At 61.8% G+C, this 24,789-nt stretch carries 13 protein-coding genes; 6 read left to right on the forward strand and 7 right to left on the reverse strand.

All coding sequences use genetic code 11. The features are described 5' to 3' along the window. Positions 1-18: 18 nt before the first annotated feature. The 7 genes from VMH22_11555 to VMH22_11585 all read right to left on the reverse strand — a co-directional run bounded on the left by VMH22_11555 (position 19) and on the right by VMH22_11585 (position 13,984). On the reverse strand, positions 19-978 hold the full coding sequence (locus VMH22_11555) for a PorV/PorQ family protein (GenBank protein HTW92332.1): 960 nt from the start codon (positions 976-978) through the stop codon (positions 19-21). Positions 979-1,125: 147 nt separating this feature from the next. Further along, positions 1,126-3,681, reverse strand: a complete 2,556-nt coding sequence (locus VMH22_11560; GenBank protein HTW92333.1) for a hypothetical protein — start codon at positions 3,679-3,681, stop codon at positions 1,126-1,128. A 147-nt stretch (positions 3,682-3,828) separates the two neighbouring features. Next, positions 3,829-6,861: a T9SS type A sorting domain-containing protein gene (locus tag VMH22_11565; protein HTW92334.1), complete on the reverse strand. Its 3,033-nt coding sequence runs from the start codon at positions 6,859-6,861 to the stop codon at positions 3,829-3,831. Positions 6,862-7,008: 147 nt separating this feature from the next. Beyond that, positions 7,009-10,920: a YncE family protein gene (locus tag VMH22_11570; protein HTW92335.1), complete on the reverse strand. Its 3,912-nt coding sequence runs from the start codon at positions 10,918-10,920 to the stop codon at positions 7,009-7,011. A gap of 314 nt (positions 10,921-11,234) precedes the next feature. Next, entirely contained in the window at positions 11,235-12,221 is a 987-nt protein-coding gene (locus VMH22_11575; GenBank protein ID HTW92336.1) for a phosphatidylglycerol lysyltransferase domain-containing protein, read from the reverse strand. Positions 12,222-12,333: 112 nt separating this feature from the next. After that, positions 12,334-13,236: a hypothetical protein gene (locus VMH22_11580; GenBank protein HTW92337.1), complete on the reverse strand. Its 903-nt coding sequence runs from the start codon at positions 13,234-13,236 to the stop codon at positions 12,334-12,336. 25 nt (positions 13,237-13,261) lie between these two features. Then, positions 13,262-13,984, reverse strand: a complete 723-nt coding sequence (locus tag VMH22_11585; protein ID HTW92338.1) for a HEAT repeat domain-containing protein — start codon at positions 13,982-13,984, stop codon at positions 13,262-13,264. Positions 13,985-14,090: 106 nt separating this feature from the next. On the opposite strand from VMH22_11585, the gene VMH22_11590 reads away from it, so the two are divergent. The 6 genes from VMH22_11590 to VMH22_11615 form a co-directional block, all read left to right on the forward strand. Next, a complete protein-coding gene (locus VMH22_11590) occupies positions 14,091-15,233 on the forward strand; it encodes an MFS transporter (GenBank protein HTW92339.1) in 1,143 nt (380 codons plus the stop codon). Between the two features lie 207 nt (positions 15,234-15,440). Continuing rightward, positions 15,441-18,779 (forward strand): HAD-IC family P-type ATPase, encoded by a 3,339-nt coding sequence (locus VMH22_11595; protein ID HTW92340.1) that lies wholly within the window; start codon positions 15,441-15,443, stop codon positions 18,777-18,779. Between the two features lie 15 nt (positions 18,780-18,794). Further along, a complete protein-coding gene (kdpA, locus tag VMH22_11600) occupies positions 18,795-20,495 on the forward strand; it encodes a potassium-transporting ATPase subunit KdpA (GenBank protein ID HTW92341.1) in 1,701 nt (566 codons plus the stop codon). Positions 20,496-20,504: 9 nt separating this feature from the next. Continuing rightward, a complete protein-coding gene (locus tag VMH22_11605) occupies positions 20,505-22,715 on the forward strand; it encodes an HAD-IC family P-type ATPase (GenBank protein HTW92342.1) in 2,211 nt (736 codons plus the stop codon). A 77-nt stretch (positions 22,716-22,792) separates the two neighbouring features. Beyond that, complete coding sequence (kdpC, locus tag VMH22_11610; GenBank protein HTW92343.1) at positions 22,793-23,488, forward strand: potassium-transporting ATPase subunit KdpC; 696 nt, start codon at positions 22,793-22,795, stop codon at positions 23,486-23,488. A 127-nt stretch (positions 23,489-23,615) separates the two neighbouring features. Further along, the coding region (locus tag VMH22_11615) for a universal stress protein (protein ID HTW92344.1) at positions 23,616-24,789 on the forward strand (1,174 nt) is incomplete at its 3' end.

Here is a 24,789-nt window from a genome sequence, read left to right on the forward strand (position 1 = left end):
GGCCTCAAGCATCGGACGCTACTCTTCGTCTGTCTCTGCCGCTGCCGGGCCGTGGTAGGAGATGGCGAGGCGGTGGGACGCGCCGAGCTTGCCGTAGGGCGCATAGGCGTAGTCCACGCCGATGCCATGCCAGGAGACGCCAAGCCCGGCCCGCAGGCCCGAGAACCCGTCATAGTCTGACCCGGTGCGATAGCCGACTCTGATAGCCAGGATTGAGACGGGCCTGCACTCGACTCCGGCCGCAATGCCCACGGGCGGGGCTTGGGACACGATCCCAATCGAGGACGATTGGGTCATGTCCCCGCCTAGTCCCTCGTACGAGAAGATGAAGTCCTGCATGACTCCGATGATGCCCCGGTCGTAGCGCCAACCCAGGCGGCCCTGCAAGGGCAATGAGTAGCTTTCCTGGTACAGCGTCCCCTTGGTCCCAAGGTTCGACACCGAGACACCGACCTGCAGGCCTTCCAGCGGTGTCTCGTACATCGCGCCCGCGTCGAAGGCCACGGCCGAGGTCGAGAGGCTCTCCTGCTGGTCGTGGACAAACTCAAGCCCGAGCCCTACTGACAGGTCGGAGAAGCTCCGGGCATAGCCGAGGTTCAGGGACCAGTCTGCGGCTGAAAACACGTAGCCGGGCACGGTCTCGCCTCGGATGTTGATGCCCTGAATCTCTCCCGAGCCCCAGTAGTCGAGCGCAAGCCCGAACTTACCCAGTCCCTCAAAGCCGCACACACCGGCCACGTACTCCTGGTTCATGTCCAGGAACCCTTGGTTATGTGCGAACAGGGCGCTGAACGTGGGCACGTTCGCCAGCCCGGCCGGGTTGTAGAACAAGGCCGAGGCGTCGTCGATGTAGGCCACAGCCGCCTCGCCGGTAGCGCACACCCGCGGCCCGACCGGGATCTTGAGAAACGACGCTCCAGTGTTGGCCAACACCAGCACGGGAGCTACCAGACACAGAAGCACAGCCGTATGTTTCACGTTGTCTCCTTAGCTCCGCGTCTCAAATCACTAATGACTAATTGCCAATTCCTAATCAATTCCCAATGGGCGAATGACCAACTGGCATTCAGACCTTGGGCATTTCCTGATTGATTGGGCATTAGCAATTGAGAATTGGGAATTCCGTCATCTGATGACGGATAGTTTCCCGACCTTGCTGCTCTTGCCGTCTGCCGAGACGACAAGGTAGACATATATACCGCTGGCGACCTTGGCATCCCACTCCAGATGCCCGTCGCCGTGTTCCACCGCGCTCCAGACCGACTGACCTGAGTTGTCGTAGATAGTCACCCGCGCCCCTGCGCTCAACCCCTGGAAGTGGATGGCATCCTGCTCCGGATGCGTGTGCGGCTTGAACGGTATGGGCGCGACTCGAAGCGAGTCGAGGTTCTGACGCGGCTGCGGACCGCGCGCCTTAAGGAAGAAGCTATCCTGCACTTGGTAACCTGCCGTGTCCAGGGCGCTGACCACAACCCAGCCCGAGCGGCTGCCGAGCGACTCGCTCGTCGGTATGACTAGCGCGAGGGTACATTTCACCGCCTGCCCTATTGCCAGAGACTCAGGCAGGTTGAGAACGTAAGTGCTGTCGGCGCTAGAAGAAGAGTGAATAGTGAATTGTGAAGGGTGAATGGCTGCTCCACGAGCAGAAGAGTGAAGAGTGAAGCTAGAAGAGTGAAGTCCGGAGTTCGGGTTTCTCTCTTCTCTATTCACCACTCTATCTTCACGATAACCATATCCTGTTATCGTGAGCGGCGACCGGCTCGGGCCGTCTGACTTATCCGGGTTGTAGGCGCTACTGGTGTTGACCAGCATGAATTCAGCTTTGGCGTAGGGATGATAGACCGGTCCTGCCGGCTGGGTGTGCATGTCTATCGTGTCATGAGCTACACTCAGTGAGTCACGGTCCACATCCAGGTCGCCGAGCTTTCTCGCAAGCGCATAGAACGTCACGCCAATCAGAAACCCCGCCGTGTCCTTGCCCGAGATCGTAATGGCCCCCGCGTAGTCACCGTTGCTCTTCTCCGCCGGAACGAGCACGGCCAGGGTGCAGACCGCGGTCTGGCCTTGTGCCAGCGACGTGGGCAGATTCGGGATGAGAATGCTGTCGAGCGTCCCGCCCGGCCCGGCAAGCTTGCCGGTGAAGCGCAGGGAGTCCACCGGCGAATGGCTGGGGCCATCGGAAGTGTCCGGGTTGTAGGATGTGCTCGTATTAGCAAGGAGAAACTCGCCGAGAGCGTACTCCGTGTACTTCGGCGGGGGCCCGGCTGAGACCAATTGGGGTCGAACTCGAATAGTATCGGCTATTGCGTTAAGCGAGTCTGGGGCCACGTCGAGGTCGCCCAGCTTCCTGACGGAGACGTAGCAGCTTTCATAGACTTGCAGGCCTGCCGTGTCCTTGCCGCTAATGAAAAGCTGGCCGGTGTAGTAACCATCCCTGAGGCCCACCGGTACGTACGCAGCAAGTGTGCAAACTACAGTCCGGCCCTGCGCAAGGTACGATGGTAGACTCGGAATGACGAGGCTGTCGATGGTCCCGCCTGGCCCGGTGAGCGAACCGGTGCATCTCAGTGAAGCTACCGGAGACACGCTCGGCCCGTCGCTGGTGTCCGGGTTGTAGGCTGCGCTCGTATTGGCGAGGATGAACTCGCCGCGAGCCCACGAACCCGCGCCCTTGAGCCGGAGAGTGTCGGCCGATACGTCCAGCGAGTCAGGGTCGATATCAAGATCGCCGAGTTGATAGAACCGGTACATCTGAAACCCAAGTCCGCAGTAGTAGACATAGTCTCCGTGCCCCACGAGGGAGCACCAACCAAACCCGCCGCCGTAGTACCCGGCGAGGGTCGGATGGGTCGGCGCTGAAATGGATATGGCCCACAGCCCAGAGGACATGCCGCCGGCAGCAAAGGCATAGCCGCGTCTCAGCACCATCCCCCAGCCGTTGAAGGGTGTCGAATCGAGGGACCCAATCTCGACCGGATTCGACGGGTCGGCAACGGATACTACCTTGAAGCTTCCTTGGCACCCGACATACGCAAGGCTACCGCTCAGCGCAACGCCGTAGACAGGGCCGGGCGTGTATTTCCCCACTTCAACCGGATGCGCCCGGTCCGCGATCGAGATGATGTGCAAGCCGCTCGCGCGCGACGCGACGTAGGCGTGCTCTTGACCAACTTCTACCTGCTCCCACATCTGTAGACCCGATGTGTCGTTGATGCGCCCGACCTCGGTCGGGTGTGTCGGGTCCGCCACTGAGACGATACTTAGCCCCATGGAATCAATGACGTAGGCGCATTCCGCGCCGACAGCCAAATCCCAGGCCTCGTGCTTCCAACAGCCGACCTGAACTGGGTTCGCCGGGTTGGAAACGGAAAAGATCCGCATCCCTGCCGTGTCATCCGCGTAGTAGACGTACTCCCCGCTTACCGCAAGATTGCGCGATACGGCCATCGTGGAACACCGCCAGACCTCCTCCGGGTGAGAAAGGTCAGCCAGAGAGAGAACGTGCAGTCCATCATACCCGTCGTCCGAAAGTCCCACAACGAAGGCATACTCCCCCTTGACTGCCACGCCAACCAGTTGTGAACCGCCCCAATGGCCGACCTGCCGAAAGTAGAGCGAATCTGCCTGCGCGATACCGACCAGCAGCAGGACCAGACAGAATGCCACAATTGGTGTTCTCACGGATACCTCCCATCGAAGAACGCAAGCCCAAGCTCTAACGCTGGCAGGCGGAACGCGAAGATGGTCATCGCTTTCCTCGGGTACATGATAGAACTGACTCCCCGGATGTCAACCTGCCGACCAGCGCCCCGCGTCATCCGTCCTCAGCTAGCGTATCACCGACAGCTTGCCGACCTTGCTGCTCTTGCCGTCAGCCGAGACGACCAGATACACATAGATGCCGCTGGCCACCTTCGCGTCCCATTTGAGCTGGCCGTCACTTGACGCAGTCGCGCTCCAGACCGATTGTCCTGAGGCATCGTAGACAATGACGCGTGCACCCGCGGGGAGACCCCAGAAGTGAATGGCGTCGTGCGCCGGGTTCTGATGCGGCTTGAACGGTATCGGCGCTACCCGGAATGAGTCGAGATTCTTCCACGGTTCCGGGCCAGTCACCTTGAGGAAGAAGCTATCCTGAACCTGATAGCCTATCGTGTCCATGGCGCTGACCACAACCCAGCCCGAGTGGCTACTGAGCGACTCGCTCGTTGGTATGGCTAGCGCGAGCGTACACGCAACCGCCTGTCCAACTGCAAGGGACTCTGGTAGATTGGTAACATAGATACTGTCTGCGTCATCCGCGGTTGTCTTCTGAGAGATTCCTCCACTCCGTTTCACTCCGGTCGGAATGACATCCTTCTTGGCGGTTCCCATCCTTGCCTCAACCTTGGCCTCAACCTTAACCTCTCTGAGGGGCGACCGACTCGGGCCATCCGATTTGTTCGGGTTGTAGGCGCTGTCCGTGTTGACCAGCATGAACTCGGCCTTGATGGTTGACGAGTAGTTTGGCCCTGCCGGGTTAGTGTGCAGGTTCATGGTGTCATGCACCACGCCGAGCGAGTCGGGGTCTACATCCAAGTCCCCAAGCGGCCCCAGCGGGTTATTCACCTGCAGGAGTGCGTAGAAGGTGACATCGACCGGCACGTTGTTGACGTCCCTGCCGGTAATCGTGATTGACCCGGCATAGTCGCCGTTCTGCAGTCCCGACGGCACGTGGACCGAGAGCGTGCAGACAGCAGTCTGACCTTGATACAGCGATTCAGGCAGATTCGGAACGAGGATGCTGTCCAGCGTCCCGCCCGGACCCGCAAGCGAACCGGTGACGTGAAGTGAGCCTACCGAGGACAAGCTCGGTCCGTCCTTTGGGTCCGAGTTGTAGCACGCGGTGGTATTCACCAGGACAAGCGCGCCGCTACGGTTCGCACCGGAGCTTCCCAGTCGGAGCGTGTCGGCAGACACCTCAAGCGAGTCGGGGTCAACATCTAGGTCGCCGAGCTGCTCCGCGGGATCGCCGTAGAAGCGGAGTACTCTCATCGAACGGTTGTCGACGACGTAGACGTAGCCCCCGTCAAGGGCCACATCGTTCGATAAAGACCACGCATTGCCGATGAGTGCATAGAACCCGGCCTCCACCGGATGCGCCGGGGCGGCAATCGACATCACCCACAAGTTGCCGGATGCCACGACATAAGCATTGTCCCTGGTCATCGCTACGCTCGTTGCTGAACCCAGCGTATCACTGAAGCCGACCTCGACCGGGTGAGTTGGGTCATTGATCGAAATCACCCGTAGTCCGGAATCTCCGGCAACGCAAGCAAAGTCTCCCCTCACAGCCACGCCATAGACTTTTCCCGGCATGCTGTCGTCGTAACCCACCTCAACCGGGTGCGCAGGGTCCGCCACCGAGACAATCCTCAGCCCGCCTCGTCCGCTGGCAAGAAAAGCCAGGTCACCAGACACGGCTAAGCCGTAGGCCTCTCCCGGCGTACTGTAGTGCCAGTGCCCGACCTCAACCGGATTCGTCGGATCCATTACCGAGACAATCCGCAATCCGGCCGTGTCGTCTGCCACGTACGCATAGTCACCGCCGAGGGCGACGGCGTTTGCGTAGTACGTGTTGACGGACGCGACCTCTCTGGGATGCGACGAGTCAGCAATCGAGACTACCCGCAGCCCGGAGTCGCGATCTGCGACGTAGGCATACTTGCCACCTCCGCACAAAGCCACGCCCAACGGCCAGACCGGCATCGTACACTTTCCCGCCTCAAAAGGATAGGCCGGAGTGCTCGTCGACATGACGCTCAACCCAAAAGAGTCGCCGACGAGGTAGGCATGGCCTCGAAAAGCAGCTACACCCGAAGGGCTACTGTATGTGTTAAGCAACCCGACCACCGCGGGGTGCGCCGGGTCAATGACCGACACAACGTAGAGCTCGCGGCCCTCATCCGGGACATAAGCGTACCCGTCAAGCACGGCTACCTGCCGCCAAGTACTCACTGCGCAGTGTCCGTCCTCAGCCGGATGCGCAGGGTCAGACACCGAGATGACCGTCAATCCGCTATCCGCTACGCAGGCGTAGCTTCCATACAAGGCCACACTGACTGGAGCGCCGCGCGTGCGGCACTGACCGACCACGACTGGATTAGACGAGTCGGCAACGGAGATGACCTCCAGTCTATTGGAGTCGCCGTCCCCAACATAGGCAAAGCCTCCGGCGACCGCCAGTGCGCCAGCGTTGCCAAGAGTATCGCAAGAGCCGACATCAACCGGGTTTGCCGGGTCCGCGACCGATATCACCCTCAGTCCGGTCCTGCCGGTCGTTTGATAGGCAAGGTCTCCAACGACGACTAGACAACCTAGACCACTGACGTAGCTCGGTAGCGAGTCCAACCCGACCACAACCGGGTGTGCAGGGTCCGTAATCGAAATGACTCGCAGCACGCCACCGACGTCTACGATGTATGCGTATCCACCGCTGGCAGCTACCATAATCGTACGGACCGAGTCGGTGTAGTGGCCGAGCTCCACCGGGTGTGCCGGGTCGGCGACTGAGAATATGCGTAATCCTGCGCCGTAATCCGCGACAAACAGAAGGTTGTTCTGATAACTAAGGCCCTGAACCTCGTCATTCACCCACGCTCGTGATAGCTCCACCGGGGAGCCAGGATTGCTCACGTCCACCACTCTTACAGAGCGGTTAGTCCCGAGAAACGCCAGGTTTCTGGCCGAGTCGAGCGCCACGTGGTCTGCGGACGTCATGCCGCACTCGTAGCCGCCGACGAACCGCACGTTGAGCGAGTCGGCCTGCGCGACGCCGACCAGCAGCAAGCCCAGACAGAATGCTAACACTGGTGTTCTCATGGACACCTCCAATGGAAGAACGCAAGCCCAACATCAAACGCTGGCAGGCGGAACGCGAAGATGGTCATCGCTTTCCTCGGGTACATGATAGAACTGACTCCCAGGATGTCAACCTGCCGACCAGCGCCCCGCGTCATCTGTCCTCAGCTAGCGTATCACCGATAGCTTGCCGACCTTGTTGCTCTTGCCGTCCGCCGAGACGACCAGGTACACATAGATGCCGCTGGCCACTTTGGCGTCCCACTTGAGCTGGCCGTCACTTGACGCAGTCGCGCTCCAGACCGACTGTCCTGAAGCATCGTAGACGATAGCACGGGCACCGGCGGGTAGACCCCAGAAGTGAATGGCGTCGTGCGCCGGGTTCTGATGCGGCTTGAACGGAATCGGCGCTACCCGGAACGAATCGAGGTTCTTCCACGGCTGCGGGCCAGTCACCTTGAGGAAGAAGCTATCCTGCACCTGATAGCCTATCGTGTCCATGGCGCTGACTACAACCCAGCCCGAGTGGCTGCCGAGCGACTCGCTCGTCGGAATGACTAGCGCGAGCGTACATTGAACCGCCTGTCCAACCGCCAGCGAATCGGGTAGGTTGAGCACGTACACGCTGTCCATTACGGACGAAGAGTGAAGAGTGAAGTCAGAAGAGTGAAACGCGGACCGGGACTTTGTGGTCTTGTTCTGCGCCTCAACCTTAGCCTCGACCTTAACCTGTCTGAGCTTCGACCGGCTCGGGCCATCCGATTTGTTCGGGTTGTAGGCACTGTCCGTGTTGACCAGCATGAACTCAGCCTTGATGGTTGATGAGTAGTTTGGCCCCGCGGGCTGAGCATGCAGATTCATGGTATCATGCTTCACGCTCAGCGAGTCGGGGTCCACGTCCAAATCTCCGAGTGGTCCTCCTGCGTTATGCTTCTGCAGGAACGCGTAGGCCGTCGCCGCAATCTCGTAGTGGAGAGAATCGATACCGGTGATGGTAATCGGGCCTGAGTAGTCGCCGTTGGGCAGGTTGTCCGGCACGTAGACAGCCAAGGTACAGACAACGGCCTGCCCCTGCGCCAGCGACTCCGGCAGGTTGAAGATGCGGATGCTGTCGAGAGTCTCGCCGGACCCGGTGAGCGAACCGGTGAAGCGCAGAGAATCCACTGGGGATTGGCTTGGGCCGTCGGACGTGTCCGGGTTGTACGACGCGCTCGTGTTGACCAGGATGAACCGCCCGAGTTCATACCCGGTCAGGTTCCGGCCGGCCGTCTGGTTGAGTCCGGGTTGCAGGACTTGCACCGGGCTGCGTGCCGGACTGAGACCGACATGTGATGGAGCGGACCCGCGCGCCACTGCCGCGGCTGCCGCGTTGGTCCGGACCTGGGACACGATCCGAATTGAAGACAATTCGGTCATGTCCCGCGTCAGTCCTGACTGCGAGCGGACCCGAATCGTGTCGCCGACCACGTCCAGCGAGTCGGGGTCGATGTCGATGTCACCAAGCTGCTTGACGAGCGCGCAGAACCTCGCCTCAACGACCATGCCCGCCGTGTCCCGACCAGCCACTCTGACCCAGCCCGAATAGGTGCCGTTCCGCATCGCCGGCGGGATGTAGACCGACAGCGAGCAGACAATGCCTTGGCCCACGACCAGCGAGTCGGACAGATGCGGGATGATGATGCTATCGAGCGTCCCACGCGGGCCTCTGAGCGAGCAGGAGTAGTTGAAGGAATCTATCGGCGACTGGCTGGGGCCGTCGGAAGGGTCCGGGTTGAACGACGCGCTGGTGTTGACCAGCACAAACTCGCCGACCGCATACGAACCCGCGCCTCTGAGTCGGATGGTGTCGGCCACTACTCTGAGCGAGTCAGGGTCAACGTCAAGGTCGCCCAGCGGCGGGCCCTGGTAGTCTCGCAGCACTGAAACGCTGGAGCCCATTTTGTTGGCAACATAGACTCGGTTCTGGGCCATGTTCCACTCAATAGCATTGGGGTCAGCGTCGACAGCGATTGAGCGGCGCACCTTGTTGTCCCAGCCGTTGATTACTGTAACGCTGTCGATGACACCGGTCTCGTCTTGCCCGCCGTCATTCACGCGGTAGACCCGGTCGTTCGTTACGTCGTAGTATAGAAGCGATGAGCCGTATCCGGCGGCGACGGTCGCGATGACCGAGTCCGTCCTGCCGTCAATCACGGTCACGAAGCCTCTATGGCTGCTGTCAGTGTACGCGCAGTAGACTCGGTCGTTCTGGATGTTGCAGCAGAGCTGCCCCCCGACCTTGATGACGTTTGTCACCGAGTCCGTCGCGCAGTCGATTACGTATGTGTTATTGGGGGTTGAGCAGTAGACCTTGTTGGGCGGATAGTTGCTGCAGAGGGCAATCGCGTTGGCCCCTACGGGTACGTTTGCGATTATTGTGTCCGTTGCGCCATCGGCCACACCTACGGCGTTGTTCGAGCCTATGCAGTAGAGCCGGTCGTTCGCGGAGTTGTAGTAGAGCGGTCCATTGCTCGGGAACGCGATTCCCTTGACGAGAGCGTCCGTTGCTCCGTCCATCACCACCAACTGCGACCCGATGGCAATGTAGACCTTGTTGTCTCTCGTGTTGTAGCAGAGGCCCTTGTAGGCGCACTTCTCGTGGACGCTGTCGATGACCTGATTGGTAGCGCCGTCAAGCACCATGAGTTGAGGGGTGAGCCTGCACCCGCAGTAGACCTTGTTGTTACGCCAGTTGTAGCACAAGGCCCACGAACTGGCCCCGGTCTTGACGCCGGTGATGACGGAGTTGGTCGCACCGTCCATTACCGTCACGGCCCCGTGGCCGTAGTCCGCGCAATAGACCTTGTCGTCCTGTGCATTGTAGCAGAGCGACATGGTCTGGTCTCCCATATAGATAGTCGTCACCGGTGGCCTGTCCGTCTTGCAGTCAATCACATCCACGCTGCCGTAACCCCCGACTGTGGCATTGCCGTAGTCGTTCGCGAAGTAGACCTCGTCGTTCCGCGGGTTGAAGCTGAGAGCACGCGGTCTCGCATTCGGGTCTTCGTACAGAGAAATCTTGGCGACGACGGAGTTGGTTGAGCCGTCAATCGCGGCCAGCAGATTCGCACTCGCGCAATAGACCCTGTTGTCCAGCGGGTCGTAGCACAGGGCAGCCAACCACGTCGTCGCCACCGTGTCGGTGGCAATGACGGAGTCAGTCGCCCCGTTTAGCACCGTCACAGTGCCGTCGTTTTCACTCCCGGAATAGACCTTGTCGTCTTGAGGGTTGTAGCACAAGGCCCACGGGTATTTTCCGACCGCTATCGTGGCGATAACCGAGTCGCCCGCCCCGTCGATCACGGTCACGTTGTTGCCGTGGTAGTTCGCGCAAAAGACCTTGTTGTCGTGCGCATCGTATTGGAGCACGTTGGGCGCGCTCCCCGTTGTCACAGTTGCGACCACGCCGTTGGTCGCGCAGTCAATCACGGTTACAGTGCCCGCGCTGTCGTTGGCGCAGTAGACCTTGTCGCTTTGAGGGTTGTAACACAAGGCCTGTGGGCATTTTCCGACCGCTATCGTGGCGATAAGCGAGTTGTCCGCACCGTCAATCACGCTTACCGTACCGCTGGCGTTGTCCGCGCTGTAGACTCGGTTGTGCAGCGGGCTGTAGCATAGGGCCACGGGGCCTTGACCGACGGTGACAGTGGCGGCGACTGAGTTCGTCGCACAATCAATCACGCCTACGTCGTCGGACGCACCGTCGGCGCTGTACGCCTTGTTGTCGTGGGAATTGTAGCAGATGGCGGAGTTCCACGTGCCGAAAGGAATCCGCGCTATCTTCTGGTCTGTTGCGCCGTCTATGGCAATTACACCCTTTGCGCCGCCGACGTACGTCCTGTTGTCCACTGAGTCGTAGGCGAAGCACCACACGGACAGCATCCCGCCGCACGAGTCGGGAACGGTCAGAGTGGTCTCCAGCCACTGCGACCGACCGATGCTCACGCTGAGCGCAAGCGCGCACAGCAGTGGCTTCAGGTTCTTGAGCCTGTAGGAGGAGAAGGAGTAACGGCAATCGCTGCCACGAGCATAGTCTGACATACGCGCCCCCAGCAAGGTTCTGACTTTGCTGCCACTCAGCGCCGCTGTTTGGTTGGCGGCCCGCGCCGCTCCCTGTCAGCGTTTTCGCGTAGATTGTAGGTCTAGTTGTGCCTATGTCAACGAGCAGCGAACCCGAGCCGCGACGAGACGCACCAAGTCGCGGCTTGTCATAACCTGCTCACGAACCTGAGCTTAGCTCTCTCTCTCTCTCTCTCTGCGCGAGAATGCCTTGACGCTTCCATCCGTCCGAAGGCCTCCGGAATCACGCCTTCCCCTGCCTCGCACGCCGCGTTTGAAACCGGGGTGGCCCTGTGTCAGGGACGGACGGTGAACTTGCGCACCATGTGGTGCGGGTGGTAGCTTTCCTTGGCCTTTCTGAGGCCTTCGATGCCAAGGTCCTGTTCCCGGTTGACGTAGGTGAAACCGGACAACTCATTCTGCGCGAACCAGTGGTTGATGAGCTGGTACATGCCACGCAGCTCGGGATTGGCCTTCTCGAAGTGTACGACCGCCGTGGTCGGATTCAGTCGCTCCGCGATGGAGAATGCCTGAATCGCGCCGTCGACCCGGACCGCCCCGCCGATCAGTGGGAACTGAGCCCAGTTCCCGAAGCATGCAGCAATCGCCCTTTGTTCTGCCTCCAGTCCGGGGTCCAGTTCGCAGTGGCGGAGATTGCACCAACTGGTCTCCATGGCCAGGCAGTCCGACACGTTCTCGGCAGTGATCCGGCGGTATTCGCATCCGTAGCTCGCCAGCGCTTGTTTGACGAAGTTCCTCTTTCCATCGTAGCGCCGCCCCTCGAGCCGGGCCAGGTCGGACACAAGGTAAACGTAGTCCCAGTTTGCCCGGTCCTCTTCCAGCCTGAACCCCGAGCGTGCCAGTTCCTCGGCCATGGCCTCCGGCACACGCTCCATCACCGGCTCGAACCCGGCAGCCTGAGCGTGCTCAAACATTGCTTGAGCCACGCTCTTGACGTCGCAGGCGCAGACCGGTGGCAGAAAGAAGCGCCGCCCTTGCTCCTCGCAGAGGAGCACCAGCCCTTCGACCCCGGCAGATTCGCCCACTTGACCCCTCAAATCCTCAACCCCTATCCTGTCCTGTCCGTTGGCCTGTGCCCGATTCCATTCCCCCGGTTCTGCATTCTGGTCTCTGGATTCTGAGTTCCGGTTTATCCAAATCCTCCTCTTCGCCTGCCAGCAGAACAGATTGGTGAACGTCAGCTCGGAGATCTCGGGCGGATTGGTGCCAAGGGCCATGTCCAGGAACGGCTTGTCGGCGAGAGTAAGAAGTCTGAAATCCATCTGCTCCTACCTCAGGCGGCCGTCGTCTTCACCCTCACCCTCTCCCTCCCCCTTGTAGGGGGAGGGAACAAGAGGGAGGGGGTCGAACCGAGCAGTCCGAAGTCCATCAGTGTCAGTTCAATCTCGGGTCATCACTGTAGACGCTGTACCGGAACTCGGCAGTGTAGGGATGGAGCCAGCCGCAGTCTTGCAGGACCCAGAACAATCCCTCCTCCATGGCCAACGGCGGTCGGCTGACCAGCGTGACGTAGGCGCTCTCCGCGTATCTGACATCCATGGCGTCGCGCACATCGATCCGCCACCGTTGCCCGCAGCGCTCGGCCTTCGCGGTCAGCCAGGTCTGGTTGAGGGCCAGCGCGTACCGAGCCTCGGGCCGAGTAAAAGTGTAGTCGGAGTGGGTCCATTGGACCATGGTCGGTCCGTACTTACGAGATGAGGTGGTGTCGTCCGACCGAAGGCTGGCCAGGAAATCTCTGAGCCGCGACTTCACTCTGCGCGAGCCCAGGCCGAAGTCGGAGTAGAACACCCGCCGAGCCGTTGGCCCGGGGTCAAATACCATCAGCAACGTTTCTTTCGACGCCTCCGGATAGAACGGGTATCCGACCACGCCCATCACGATGTTGAGACCGTAGATGCCGAGCCGGTCCTGAAGGGTGAACGCCCTGATGTCGCGTCTCGGCTTCAGGCTGAGTTCGGCGACCTTCTGGTTTACCTCATGCATCATCAGCGGCGCAAGCGCCAGTGCGGCCGGGATCAGGACGAACGAAGCGCCGAGTTTGAGCACCCGCACCGCCTTGATGCGGTTGAACAGCGGGAACAAGACCCAGGCAGCGGTGAATGCGACCACTGCCAGAGTCGGCGCGCTGAACAGGAGCCCCCAGCCGGCCAGCAAAAGGAACGGCAACGCAAGCACGAAGAGCACGACGCCGGCAATGGTGCCTGCAAAACGCCTGACCGGGCCTCGTCTCGAACTGGCGCGGCCTTTCTTGCTCTCCTGCGGCTCTTTGCGACTCATCTACTGCGGGATTGTAACTGAGGAATCACGGATACGGCAGCCGCCGTATCAAACCCTTGGCCTGGTTCAACTGCTCCTGGGCTCCCTGGCCGCTCAAGGCCTGTTCGGCAGCGCTCTGTACGTCAGGATTGGTGTCCTGTACCATCGAGGCGATTGCTTCCATGCCGCGCGCGTCTCCAATCTGGCGCAGGGCGAAGATCGCATCCATCCGGACATCCGGGTCCCGGTCGCGCAGAAGCGACATGAGCGGGTCAACCGCGCTTCTTGTCCCAATCTTGCCGAGCGCCCGTGCCGCGCCCGACCTCACGACCGGCCGGGCCGAGCTCAGCAGGCCGACAAGCGGTTCGACTGAGAAGCTGCCGAGTCGGATGAGCGCCCGGGCCCCGGCATCCTGGACGTCTTCTATCTGCTCGTGATCGTAGAACTCAGCCAGCGGCTGACAGGCACGGCGGTCGCCGATAGCACCCAGACTGGTCGCGGCTTGCTTGCGTATGTCCGGCAGGGTGTCCTTCAGCAGTTCAACTATGGGCGGAACGGAAACCGTGTCCTTGGCCTCGGCCAGTGCCTGCATTGCGGCGATTCGCCTGGCCGGGTCCGGATCGCTCAGCGCCTGCCTCAACCGGGGCAGCTTCGCACCGCAGGCAAACAGGAGCAGGGCCGGAACGACCACCAAGACACCAAAACACCAGGATAAGGCCGTCCGAAGCACTCGACCGCCGGAACGCTTTGCCACTGGAACACTACTCATTCTGGCGGTAATGATAGCAGTGACGCAGTAGCGGTCAAACCGTGGTGCTTATGGCTTCGTGATTCGTCCTTTGACTTGGCTTTCGCCCGCTCTAGACTGTCGCCACTTGTTCAACGTCATCGTCACCGGCATCGCGAGTCTGCTCACCGACATCTCGACCGAGATGGTCTATCCGCTCATCCCGCTTTACCTCATGGCGCTCGGCGCTCCGCCGGCGATTCTCGGCGTCATCGAGGGCTTTGCCGAAAGCACGGCCTCGATTCTCAAAGTCTTCTCCGGCTGGTTCTCGGACAAGCTGCGCCGCCGCAAACCGGTTGCCATCGTTGGATATGCCGGTTCGACCATCGGCAAGGCCTTGCTCTACATCTCGCAGGGCTGGGGACTGGTCTTCGCCGGCCGCATGGTAGACCGGCTCGGCAAAGGTGTCCGGACCGCCCCGCGTGACGCCCTGATTGCCGATTCCGTACCCGAGGGCAAACGCGGCAAGGCATTCGGGCTGCACCGCGCCATGGACAGTCTCGGCGCTGCCGCCGGCGTCGCCCTCGCCATCTGGCTGGTGAACGCAGTGGGCCACAACCTGCTCCCCCACGACTATCAACGCATCTTCCTGATATCACTCATTCCGGCCGTGCTCGGAGTCGCCGCGCTCCTGTTCATCCGCGAACATCGGAAGGAAACCGCGGCACGGAAGCTGCCCCGCATCTCATGGAAGGGCCTGCCAACCAAGCTGAAGTGGTTTCTGTTCGTGGTCACGCTCTTCGCGCTGGGCAACTCCTCCAACCAGTTCCTCATCCTCCGGGCAAAGAACCTTGGCCTTTCGGTGCTGGCAGCTCTTGCCGCCTACCTTTTATACAACGTGGTCTACAGCATCCTCTCCTACCCGTTCGGCCACCTGTCCGACCGCATCGGCCGCAAGCGTCTGCTCGTTGCGGGCTACACCTTCTATGGGCTGGTCTACGTCGGCTTCGCCCTCGCTCGCAAGCCTGGCCTGGTCTGGCTGCTGTTCGGTCTCTACGGCGTATTCAGCGCCCTGAACGAAGGCTTGGAAAAGGCCCTCGTCGCCGACGTCGCGCCCCCAGAGCAGCGCGGCACCTTTGTCGGCCTTCACTCGACCCTGACCGGAGTCGGGCTCCTGCCCGCGTCGCTGCTTGCCGGCGGGCTCTGGAGCCTGTTCGGCCCGTCTGCCCCGTTCTGGTTCGGCGGAGTGCTCGGGCTTCTGGCCGCCGTCGGACTCGCCATAGTACTCTAGCATCAACTTGACAATCGGATGGCCCTGCCGATAATTACCGCCACATTCCATGGCCGCCGGCAAATAGACTCCCAACAACGACATGCGCAGGCTACTACTTAAGTATTGTCGCCAATTTGACTTAGCAATCGTCTACTCTCCTCTGGCGCCCCACCTCATGGCGGAAGCCGGCAGGCAGACCAGGCTGTAGATCCCGGCAACAGGAACATGAACCTATCCAGCCTGCTCAGCCCTTCTTTGCTCAGCGCCGACATCCGGTCGCAGACTGCACGAGAAGCAATTGCCGAAATCGTCGCCATCGCCTGCGCCCGCAGGAAGGTCGGAAACGATCAGGTAATCCTCGACGCACTGCTCAAGCGCGAGGCCCAATCATCCACGGCATTAGGCGGCGGCATCGCTTTTCCCCACGCGCGAGTTGAGAACCTGGATGAGCCGCTGGTCTTCCTCGGCGTTTCCCGCGATGGCATCGACTTCGGGGCCAGGGACGGCGGCAAGGTCCATGTGGTTTTCCTCTTTGTCACGCCGCTGGCCGAATCCGAACTCCACCTGAAGCTGCTCTCACGGGCCGCCGGCTTGTTCCAGCACCCGGAGTTCATGGCCAGGCTGACCGCGGCCGGCACCCCGGATGAGATGTTCCGAGTCCTCAAGATCGAAGAGGAAGGCAAGGCCCGCAGCTTCCGCCTGCTGACCAAGGACGAGGTCTACGCGGAAATCGGGACTACGGACTCGGGCCTGGCCGAAGCCGAAGTCCAGACCCGCCTCCACCACTACGGCCCCAACCGCCTGAAGAAGATCCGGCGGACCCCGCTGATAACCCGCTTCCTGCGGAACTTCACCAACCTGCTCGCCATCCTGATGTGGGTCGGCAGCCTGCTGGCGTTTCTTGTCCAGATGCCCCAGGTCGGCTGGGCGATCATCGCGGTCATCATCATCAATGCCCTGTTCAGCTTCTGGCAGGAATTCAAGGCCGAGAAGGCCATCGACGCGCTGCGCAACCTCATCCCGTCGTACGCGCGGGTCATCCGTGACGGCCAGGAGAAACGGGTCTCCTCGTTCGACGTCGTGCCCGGCGACATCGCGGTGCTCGACGAGGGCGACAACATCCCGGCCGATGGCCGTTTGCTCGAGGCGCACGAACTGCGGGTGGATAACAGCGTCTTCTCCGGAGAATCACGTCCGGCGTACAAAATGTCGGAGCCGCTGCAGAACGGCGCCGGTTTCCTCTGGACCGAGATGCCCAACCTCGTGTTTGCCGGCACCAGCGTTGTGTCCGGGTCCGGTCGGTTTGTGGTATTTGCCACGGGCATGAATACCGAGATCGGCGAGATTGCCAGCCTCACCCAGACCGTCAAAGAAGAACTGAGCCCGCTGCAGCGGGAGATAAACCGCCTGACCCGGGTCATCTCGATCCTGGCCGTGAGCATGGGTATGGTCTTCTTCCTGTTCGGCAAAGCCTTCACCGGCATGACATTCGCCGGCGCCGCCATCTTCGCCATCGGCATCATCCTCGGCAACGTGCCCGAGGGACTGCTGCCCACCGTCAGTCTGGCTCTCGCCATGGGCGTCCAGCGCATGGCCAAGCGTCACGCGCTCATCAAGAAGCTCTCATCGGTTGAGACCCTCGGCTGCACCTCGGTCATCTGCACGGACAAGACTGGCACCCTGACGACCAACCAGATAAGCGTCAGCCGCATCTGGCTCAATGGCAAGGTCATCGAAGTATGCGGCACCTCCTGCGAACCGGGCGCTGACTTTCGACACGAAGAGGAGTCGACCGACGCCGGCGCGTTTACTGCGGACGGCATGGACCTCATCCTCCGCACCGGCGTCCTCTGCAGCACGGCCAAGTTTGTCCCGCCGAGCGAGAAACAGAAGTACTGGAGCACCATCGGCGACCCGACCGAGGGCGCGCTCCTCGCCCTGGCCAACAAAGGCGGCATGGAAATCGACGCCGAACGGACTGCGAACCCCTACGTCAAACGCTTCTCCTTCGACTCGGTCCGCAAGCGCATGAGCTCGGTCCACCGGCTGGCCGACGGCTCGCTGCGGGCGTTCGTCAAAGGCGCCCCGCACGAACTGCTCGAACTCTGTACCCGAGTCATGCAGGGACGCACGTCGGCTGAGCTGACTCCCGGCCTGCGCAAGGAAATCGGTAAGCAGGCTGACGCGTTCGCGAGCGACGGGTTACGCGTCCTGGGCCTGGCCTGGCGCGACACGTCTGCGGCCGAGCTCGAAACTGCTTCGGGCGAGACGATGGAGCAGGGCCTTACCTTCATCGGTCTGACTGCCATGTCCGACCCGCCGCGGGCCGAGGTGCCGGGCGCGATCCAGTGCTGCCGCCGGGCCGGCATCCGCGTCGTGATGGTCACCGGCGACCACCCGGTCACCGCGCTCTCTATCGCCCGCCAGGTCGGCATCGTCACCACCAACCAGGCGACGGTCATCACCGGAACCGAACTGGCCGACCTGTCCGACGAAGCCCTGAAGAAACGGCTGCAGGACAAGGAAGTCGTGTTCGCCCGCGTCAACCCCGAGCACAAGCTCCGGGTCGTGAGCGCGTTCAAAGAACTCGGCCACATCGTCGCGGTGACCGGCGACGGTGTCAACGACGCACCGGCGCTCAAACGCGCCGACATCGGCGTGGCCATGGGAGTGCGCGGCACCGACGTGGCGCGCGAGGCGGCCGAGATGATTCTCACCGACGACAACTTCGCCAGCATCGTCGCCGCGGTCGAAGAAGGCCGGGCCGTGTTCGAAAACATCAAGAAGTTCATCACCTACATCTTCGCCCACCTCGTGCCCGAGGCGGTGCCCTTCATCTTCTACGTCCTGATGAAACTGCCCGCGCCGATTACCGCGATGCAGATCCTCGCCATCGACCTCGGCACTGAGACCCTGCCCGCCCTCGCGCTCGGCATCGAGAAACCCGAAGCCGGTATCATGGACCGCCCGCCGCGGCCGCGCAAGAAGGGCATCATCGACGGCACCGTCCTCTTCCGCGGCTACGTATTCCTCGGCCTGCTTAACACCGTCGCGGTCATGGCCGCCTACTTCATCACGCTCATTGCCGGCGGCTGGAGCTTCTCACTCCGGGGCGCGGCCCGCATCCTCGAACCGCACGAAACGATCTTTGCCAACCCGCTCCACCTCCAGGCCACGACCATGGTCTTCGCCGGCATCGTCGTCATGCAGCTCGCCAACGTCTTCGCCTGCCGCAGCGAACGCTACTCCTCCTTCAAACTCGGCTTCCTCAGCAACAAACTGATACTCCTGGGAATCGCCTTCGAGCTCCTCTTCACGGCGGTCCTCATCTACGTCCCCTTCTTCCAGCGCATCTTCAACACGACGGCCCTTGGCATCCACCAATGGGGCATGCTCTTCGGCTTCATGCTGGCCATCTTCCTGCTCGAAGAACTCCGCAAGCGCATCTTCGTGAAGCCGGACCGCCCGGCGCCGGCCCGGCTGCGGCCGGACCAAACGGTTTCTGTGGAACCTCTGGCGACCGTCACCAGTCCCCGAGCCGCTTCGATAGCACTGTCCCGCTAGACGAAACCAGCGACAATGTCACACGCGCTCTATGTCGGCGTCTGGCTTTCAGTCCTGGTTGGCCTGGCCGTCCCGCTTGGCCGGTACATGGCTCGAGTATTCGCGGGCGAGCGAGTCTTCCTGACCCGGGTCCTAAGGCCGCTTGAACGACTGGTGTATCGTGTCTGCGGCGTGGACGAGGCCCGCGAGATGACTGCCCGCGAGTACGGTACTTCCGTTGTCGTATTCACGCTAGCCGGCCTCATCGTGCTGTTCCTTCTGCAGGCGCTGCAGCGAATCCTGCCACTGAATCCCCAGGGCCTTGCCGCAGTCCATTGGCACACGGCCATCAACACCGCTATTTCCTTTGTCACCAATACCAACTGGCAGTCCTATGGCGGCGAGTACACGATGAGCTACCTGACCCAGATGTTAGGGCTCGGGGTCCAGAACTTCGTTTCCGCCGGTGTCGGCATTGCCGCCTTCCTTGCCATGTTGCGTGGTTTCACCCGGAAGGAAACGGGGACCATCGGCAACTTCTGGGTGGATACGACCCGCAGCATTGTCTACGTCCTGCTGCCGCTCTCATTCGTCTTCGCGCTGTTTCTCGCCTCCCAGGGCGTAGTCCAGACTCTCCGGCCATCCGCGACCGTCCGGACTCTCGACGGTGCAGGCCAGACCATCGCGGTCGGGCCGGCCGCCTCGCAGATTGCCATCAAGCAGCTCGGCTCGAACGGCGGCGGGTTCTTCAACGCCAACTCCGCGCACCCGTTTGAGAACCCGAACTGGCTCTCGAACTTCCTCGAACTGCTGGCAATCCTGCTGATACCGGTGGCTCTCGTCTTCACGCTCGGACAGATGCTCGGGAACCCGAAACAGGGACGCGCACTCTTCTATGCGATGACGGTCCTTTTCCTGCTCGGGCTCGGCATCGCGCTCGCCTCCGAACTCGCGGGCAACCCGGCCCTGCGGCACCTCGGGGTCGAGAACGGTCCCAACCTCGCGGGCAAGGAAACCCGGTTCGGTGTAGTCAATTCCGTACTCTGGGGCCAGTCTACTACCTGCACTTCAAACGGCTCGGTCAACAGCATGCACGACGCCGCTTCGCCGCTGACCGGCCTCGTTTACATGTTCAACATGGGCATCGGCGAGGCCATTTTCGGCGGAGTCGGAGTCGGCCTGATGACCATGCTCTTCTATGTCATCCTCACCATGTTCATCGCCGGCCTGATGATCGGCCGGACTCCTGAGTTCCTCGGCAAGAAGCTCGGCCCGTTCGAGATGGTGATGGCCGTCATCGGCGTGCTCCTGCCGCCGGCGGTCATGCTCCTCGGCGCAGCACTGGCCGTCCTCCTGCCTTCGGCACGGGCCAGTCTTGCCAATCCATCGGCCCACGGCCTTTCTGAGATAATCTATGCGTATCTATCCGCTGCCGGGAACAACGGGTCCGCGTTTGCCGGCTTGAACGCCGACACGCCGTTCTACAACCTGACACTCGGGCTGGCGATGCTGGCCGGTAGGTTTGCGACAATCCTGCCCGGCCTGGCCATTGCCGGGGCTCTTGCCCGCAAGAAGCGCGTGCCATCAAGCATCGCCACGTTCCCAACGACCGGCGTTCTCTTCGTCGTCATGCTGGTCGCCGTCATTATCATCGTCGGTGCACTGACGTACTTCCCGGTGTTCACGCTCGGGCCAATCCTCGAACACGTAACGTTGACCGGAGGCGGCGCGTTCTAGCCGAGTAACATGGACCACCGTCCCGCGACGCTCATCGCGCCCCGGCTCCTGCTGCGCGCCCTGACCCAGTCCCTGCATAAGCTGAACCCGATCTCGCTCTGGCGCAACCCGGTGATGCTCGCGGTTGAACTCGGAGCGCTGGTCACCACGGTCTTCATCGGAATCGATGCCGCCCGCGGTAGCGGTGTCGGCTTTGTCCTGCAGGTCAGTATCTGGCTCTGGTTCACCGTCATCTTCGCCAACTTCGCCGAAGCCCTGGCCGAGGCGCAGGGCACTGCCCGAGCCGAGTCCCTGCGCAAGTCACGACACGACCTCATAGCCCAGGTCATGCGCGATGACGGCAGTACTGAGCCGGTCCCGGCGACCAAGCTCCGCAAGGACGACGTGATTCTCCTCAAGGACGGCGAGGTGATTTCCGGCGACGGCGAGGTCATCGAAGGCACGTCACTCGTGGACGAATCGGCCATCACCGGCGAATCGGCCCCGGTCATTCGTGAGGCGGGCGGCGACCGCAGCGGCGTCACCGGCGGCTCCCGAGTCCTTTCCGGCACCATCAAGGTGAGAATCACCGCCAATCCCGGGGAGACCTTCCTCGACAACATGATAAAGATGGTCGAGAGCGCGCGCCGCCACAAGACCCCGAACGAGATTGCCCTCGAAATCATGCTTATCGGGCTCACCGTCCTGTTCATCGTGGTCGTCGTGACCCTGCCTGCCTTTGCCGCTTACATGGGAGTCAGCACCACGGTCCCGATACTCATCTCGCTCCTCGTCTGCCTGATGCCCACGACCATCGGCGGGTTGCTGCCTGCCATCGGCATCGCCGGTACGGACCGCCTGCTCCAGCACAACATCATCGCCCTGAGCGGCCGGGCAATCGAGGCCGCGGGCGACGTGGACGTGGTCCTGCTCGACAAGACCGGGACGATCACGCTCGGAAACCGCATGGCGACCGAGCTGATTCCCGCGACCGGCGTGACGCGCGAGGAGACAATCGAGGCCGCCCTGCTCTCCTCCCTGTCGGACGAGACCCCGGAAGGCCGCAGCATCGTGGTCCTGAGCAAGAACGAACTCGGCATCAAAGGCCGCGACATCCGCGCGCCCGAAGGCGCTTCGTTCGTCCCGTTCTCGGCCCAGACCCGGATGAGCGGAATCGACATCCCAGAATCGCCAAACGCCAATCGCCAATCGCCGAACTCCGAAGTCCGGAGTTCCCGGTTGGACAGCTCGGCGTTCGGCGTTCGCAGTTCGCAGTTTCCGCCGCGTCGTATTCGTAAGGGCTCGGTGGACGCGGTGCGCGCCTGGGTCGAAGCCGCCGGCGGCACGTTCTCCGAAGACCTCAAACACAAGGTCGACGCGCTCGCCGCACAGGGCGACACGCCACTAGTCATCGCCGAAGTCAGGACTCCAGGATTCAAGGATTCCAGGGGTCCAGTTCCGGACACTGGAATCCTCGACCCCTCGACTCCTCGACCCCTTCCTCGTCTTCTAGGCATCATCCGCCTCAAGGACGTGTTGAAGCAAGGCATCAAGGCGCGGCTCTCCCAACTCCGCCAGCTCGGAATCAAGTCGGTGATGATTACCGGCGACAACCCACTCACGGCCGCCTCCATTGCGGCTGAGGCCGGACTCGACGACTTCGTGGCCCAGGCAAGACCTGAGGCCAAGCTGGAGCTGATTCGGAAATACCAGTCCGACGGCCACCTGCTGGCGATGATCGGTGACGGTACCAACGACGCTCCTGCCCTTGCCCAGGCCGACGTCGCGGTCGCAATGAACGCAGGAACCCAGGCCGCGCGCGAAGCGGCCAACATGATTGACCTCGACTCCAACCCGACCAAGCTCCTCGACATCGTCGAAGTGGGCAAACAGATACTCATCACGCGCGGCGCGCTGACTACGTTCTCTATTGCCAATGACGTATCCAAGTACTTCGCCATCGTCCCGGCAATCTTTGTCGCAGTCTATCCTCGGCTCGGGTTCCTCAATGTCATGCACCTTACCAACCCGTCGAGCGCGGTCCTCGCCGCGGTCGTATTTAACGCCATCATCATCCCGATGCTGATACCGATAGCCTTGCGCGGGGTCAGGTTCCGAACGACATCGGCCTCGGCCCTGCTCCGACTCAACCTGCTGGTCTATGGCGTCGGCGGACTGCTGCTCCCGTTCCTCGGCATCAAACTCCTCGACCTGCTGCTGGTCTGGCTCCATCTCGCATGAACCCCGGTAACCTGCAAAGAGTATCCGCAGACTACGCAGATTACACAGATGGGTCCGGACGGAAATCGGCGGAACCCATGAAGTCTGTGGATATTCTCTCCGGTCCTCCCTCGCCCCGCCTGCGGGGAGAGGGCCAGGGTGAGGGGTGTGCGAACCGCCCCATGCGCAACCTGAGAACGTCGCTCCTGATGCTGGGCATCTTCTCGCTCCTGCTGGGCATCATCTACCCGCTCGCCGTCACCGGCATTGCCCAAGTCCTCTTTCCCTTCCGCGCCAACGGCAGCCTGGTCAGCGCGGGACATGACCGAAACTCTCCGGGAGTTTCGGATCGTGTCCCAAGCGGACCCGTCGGCTCCCTCCTCATCGGCCAGCAGTTCTCTTCTCCCCTGTACTTCCACGGCCGTCCGTCCGAATGCGGGTACGATGCCGCTCACTCGACCGGGCTGAACCTCGGGCCGTCTAACCCCGCCTTTCTCGCCCAGACCCGCGCCCGTGTCGAAAGCCTCAAGACGGAAGAGAACTTGCCGCCCGGCGCGACCGTGCCCGCCGACCTTGTGCTCGCATCCGCCAGCGGGCTCGACCCCGACATCTCTCCTCAGTCGGCGCTCTTGCAGGTAGCACGGATTGCGAGAGTCCGCAACCTTGAGCCCGCGCTCGTCCGCAGCCTCGTGCTGCGTCACACCGATCGGCCTTTCCTTGGCGTCTTCGGTGAGCCCCGGGTGAACGTCTTGAAACTGAACCTCGCGCTCGATAGCATATCCGCTGGGAGATGACTGATAACCAATTCCTGATGACGAACCAACGAGGAAATGACCACATGTTGTTCAACCCGACTCAGTCCTGTTTGGTCATTTGGGCATTGGGACTTGATTGGGAATTGGCAATTGGGGCTTGGGCATTATGAGTGAGACCCGCCCCAGCCCCGACGCCCTCCTGAAGGAAATCCAGAAGGAAGAGGGCAAGCACGGCCGACTCAAGATATTCCTCGGCTACTCGCCGGGTGTGGGCAAGACCTACTCGATGCTCGAAGAGGCGCACCTGCTCAAACGCCGCGGCGACGACGTCGTGGTGGGCGTAGTCGAGACGCACAAGCGCGCCGAGACCGCGGAACTGCTGCAGGACCTCGAAGTCATCCCCTCCAAGTCGGCCGACTACAAGGGCATCAGGCTTGAGGAGTTCGACCTCGACGCGGTGCTCAAGCGCAAGCCCTCGGTCGTGCTCGTAGACGAACTCGCCCACTCGAACGCACCCTGGAGCCGCCACCCGAAGCGCTATCAGGACGTCGAAGAGCTGCTCGCTGCGGGCATCGACGTCTACACCACGGTCAACGTCCAGCACTTCGAGAGTCAGAACGACATCATCGCCAAGATAGCCGGCATCCGCATGCAGGAGACCGTGCCCGACGACCTGCTCGACCGGGCCGACGAAGTCCAGGTGATTGACATCCCGCTCGAAGAGCTATTCGAACGCCTGCGCGAAGGCAAAGTCTACATCCCCGAACAGGCAAAACAGGCGATGGCCGGCTTCTTCCAGCGCGGCAACCTTGTCGCCTTGCGCGAAATCACGCTGAGCGTGGCCGCGCGCAAGATGGACAGCGAGCTCTTGAACTACATGCGGGCCAAGGCAATCTCGAGCACCTGGCCGGCCGCGGGACGGCTGATGGTCTGCATCGGCCCGACCCCGACCGCGAGCCAGCTTGTGCGCAAGGCCTACCGCATCGCCAAGGACACCAGTGCCGAGTGGTTCGCGGTCTACGTCGCGGCCCCGAGCGCGACCGAGCTTTCACCCCAGCAAAAGACCTGGCTGGCCGACGCCTTCAACCTCGCCGAGGAGTTCGGCGCGCACGCGACTACCCTGTCCGGCTTCGACGTCGTGCCCGGCCTGCTCCGCTTCGCCCGCGAGAACAACGTCGCGAGTATCCTCATCGGCAAACCCCGGCGGTCACTGCTTCAGGCCATGTTCATCCGCTCGCCTATCTACCGGCTCATGCGGGAACAGACCGACTACGACATCTACCTCCTCGCGCCGACCGTGGAAGAAAAGACCTCCTCGTCCTCCTCCCCCCCCCCCCCGC

This window comes from bacterium (assembly GCA_035505375.1).
GTDB lineage: Bacteria > Hydrothermota > Tepidihabitantia > Tepidihabitantales > Tepidihabitantaceae > UBA2258.

Coding starts and splice junctions, on each gene's coding strand:
- VMH22_11565 (HTW92334.1), bottom strand. CDS start 6,861: ATGAGAACACCAGTGTTAGCATTCTGTCTGGGCTTGCTGCTGGTCGGC.
- VMH22_11570 (HTW92335.1), bottom strand. CDS start 10,920: ATGTCAGACTATGCTCGTGGCAGCGATTGCCGTTACTCCTTCTCCTCC.
- VMH22_11575 (HTW92336.1), bottom strand. CDS start 12,221: ATGGATTTCAGACTTCTTACTCTCGCCGACAAGCCGTTCCTGGACATG.
- VMH22_11580 (HTW92337.1), bottom strand. CDS start 13,236: ATGAGTCGCAAAGAGCCGCAGGAGAGCAAGAAAGGCCGCGCCAGTTCG.
- VMH22_11585 (HTW92338.1), bottom strand. CDS start 13,984: ATGAGTAGTGTTCCAGTGGCAAAGCGTTCCGGCGGTCGAGTGCTTCGG.
- VMH22_11595 (HTW92340.1), top strand. CDS start 15,441: ATGAACCTATCCAGCCTGCTCAGCCCTTCTTTGCTCAGCGCCGACATC.
- kdpA (HTW92341.1), top strand. CDS start 18,795: ATGTCACACGCGCTCTATGTCGGCGTCTGGCTTTCAGTCCTGGTTGGC.
- VMH22_11605 (HTW92342.1), top strand. CDS start 20,505: ATGGACCACCGTCCCGCGACGCTCATCGCGCCCCGGCTCCTGCTGCGC.
- kdpC (HTW92343.1), top strand. CDS start 22,793: ATGAAGTCTGTGGATATTCTCTCCGGTCCTCCCTCGCCCCGCCTGCGG.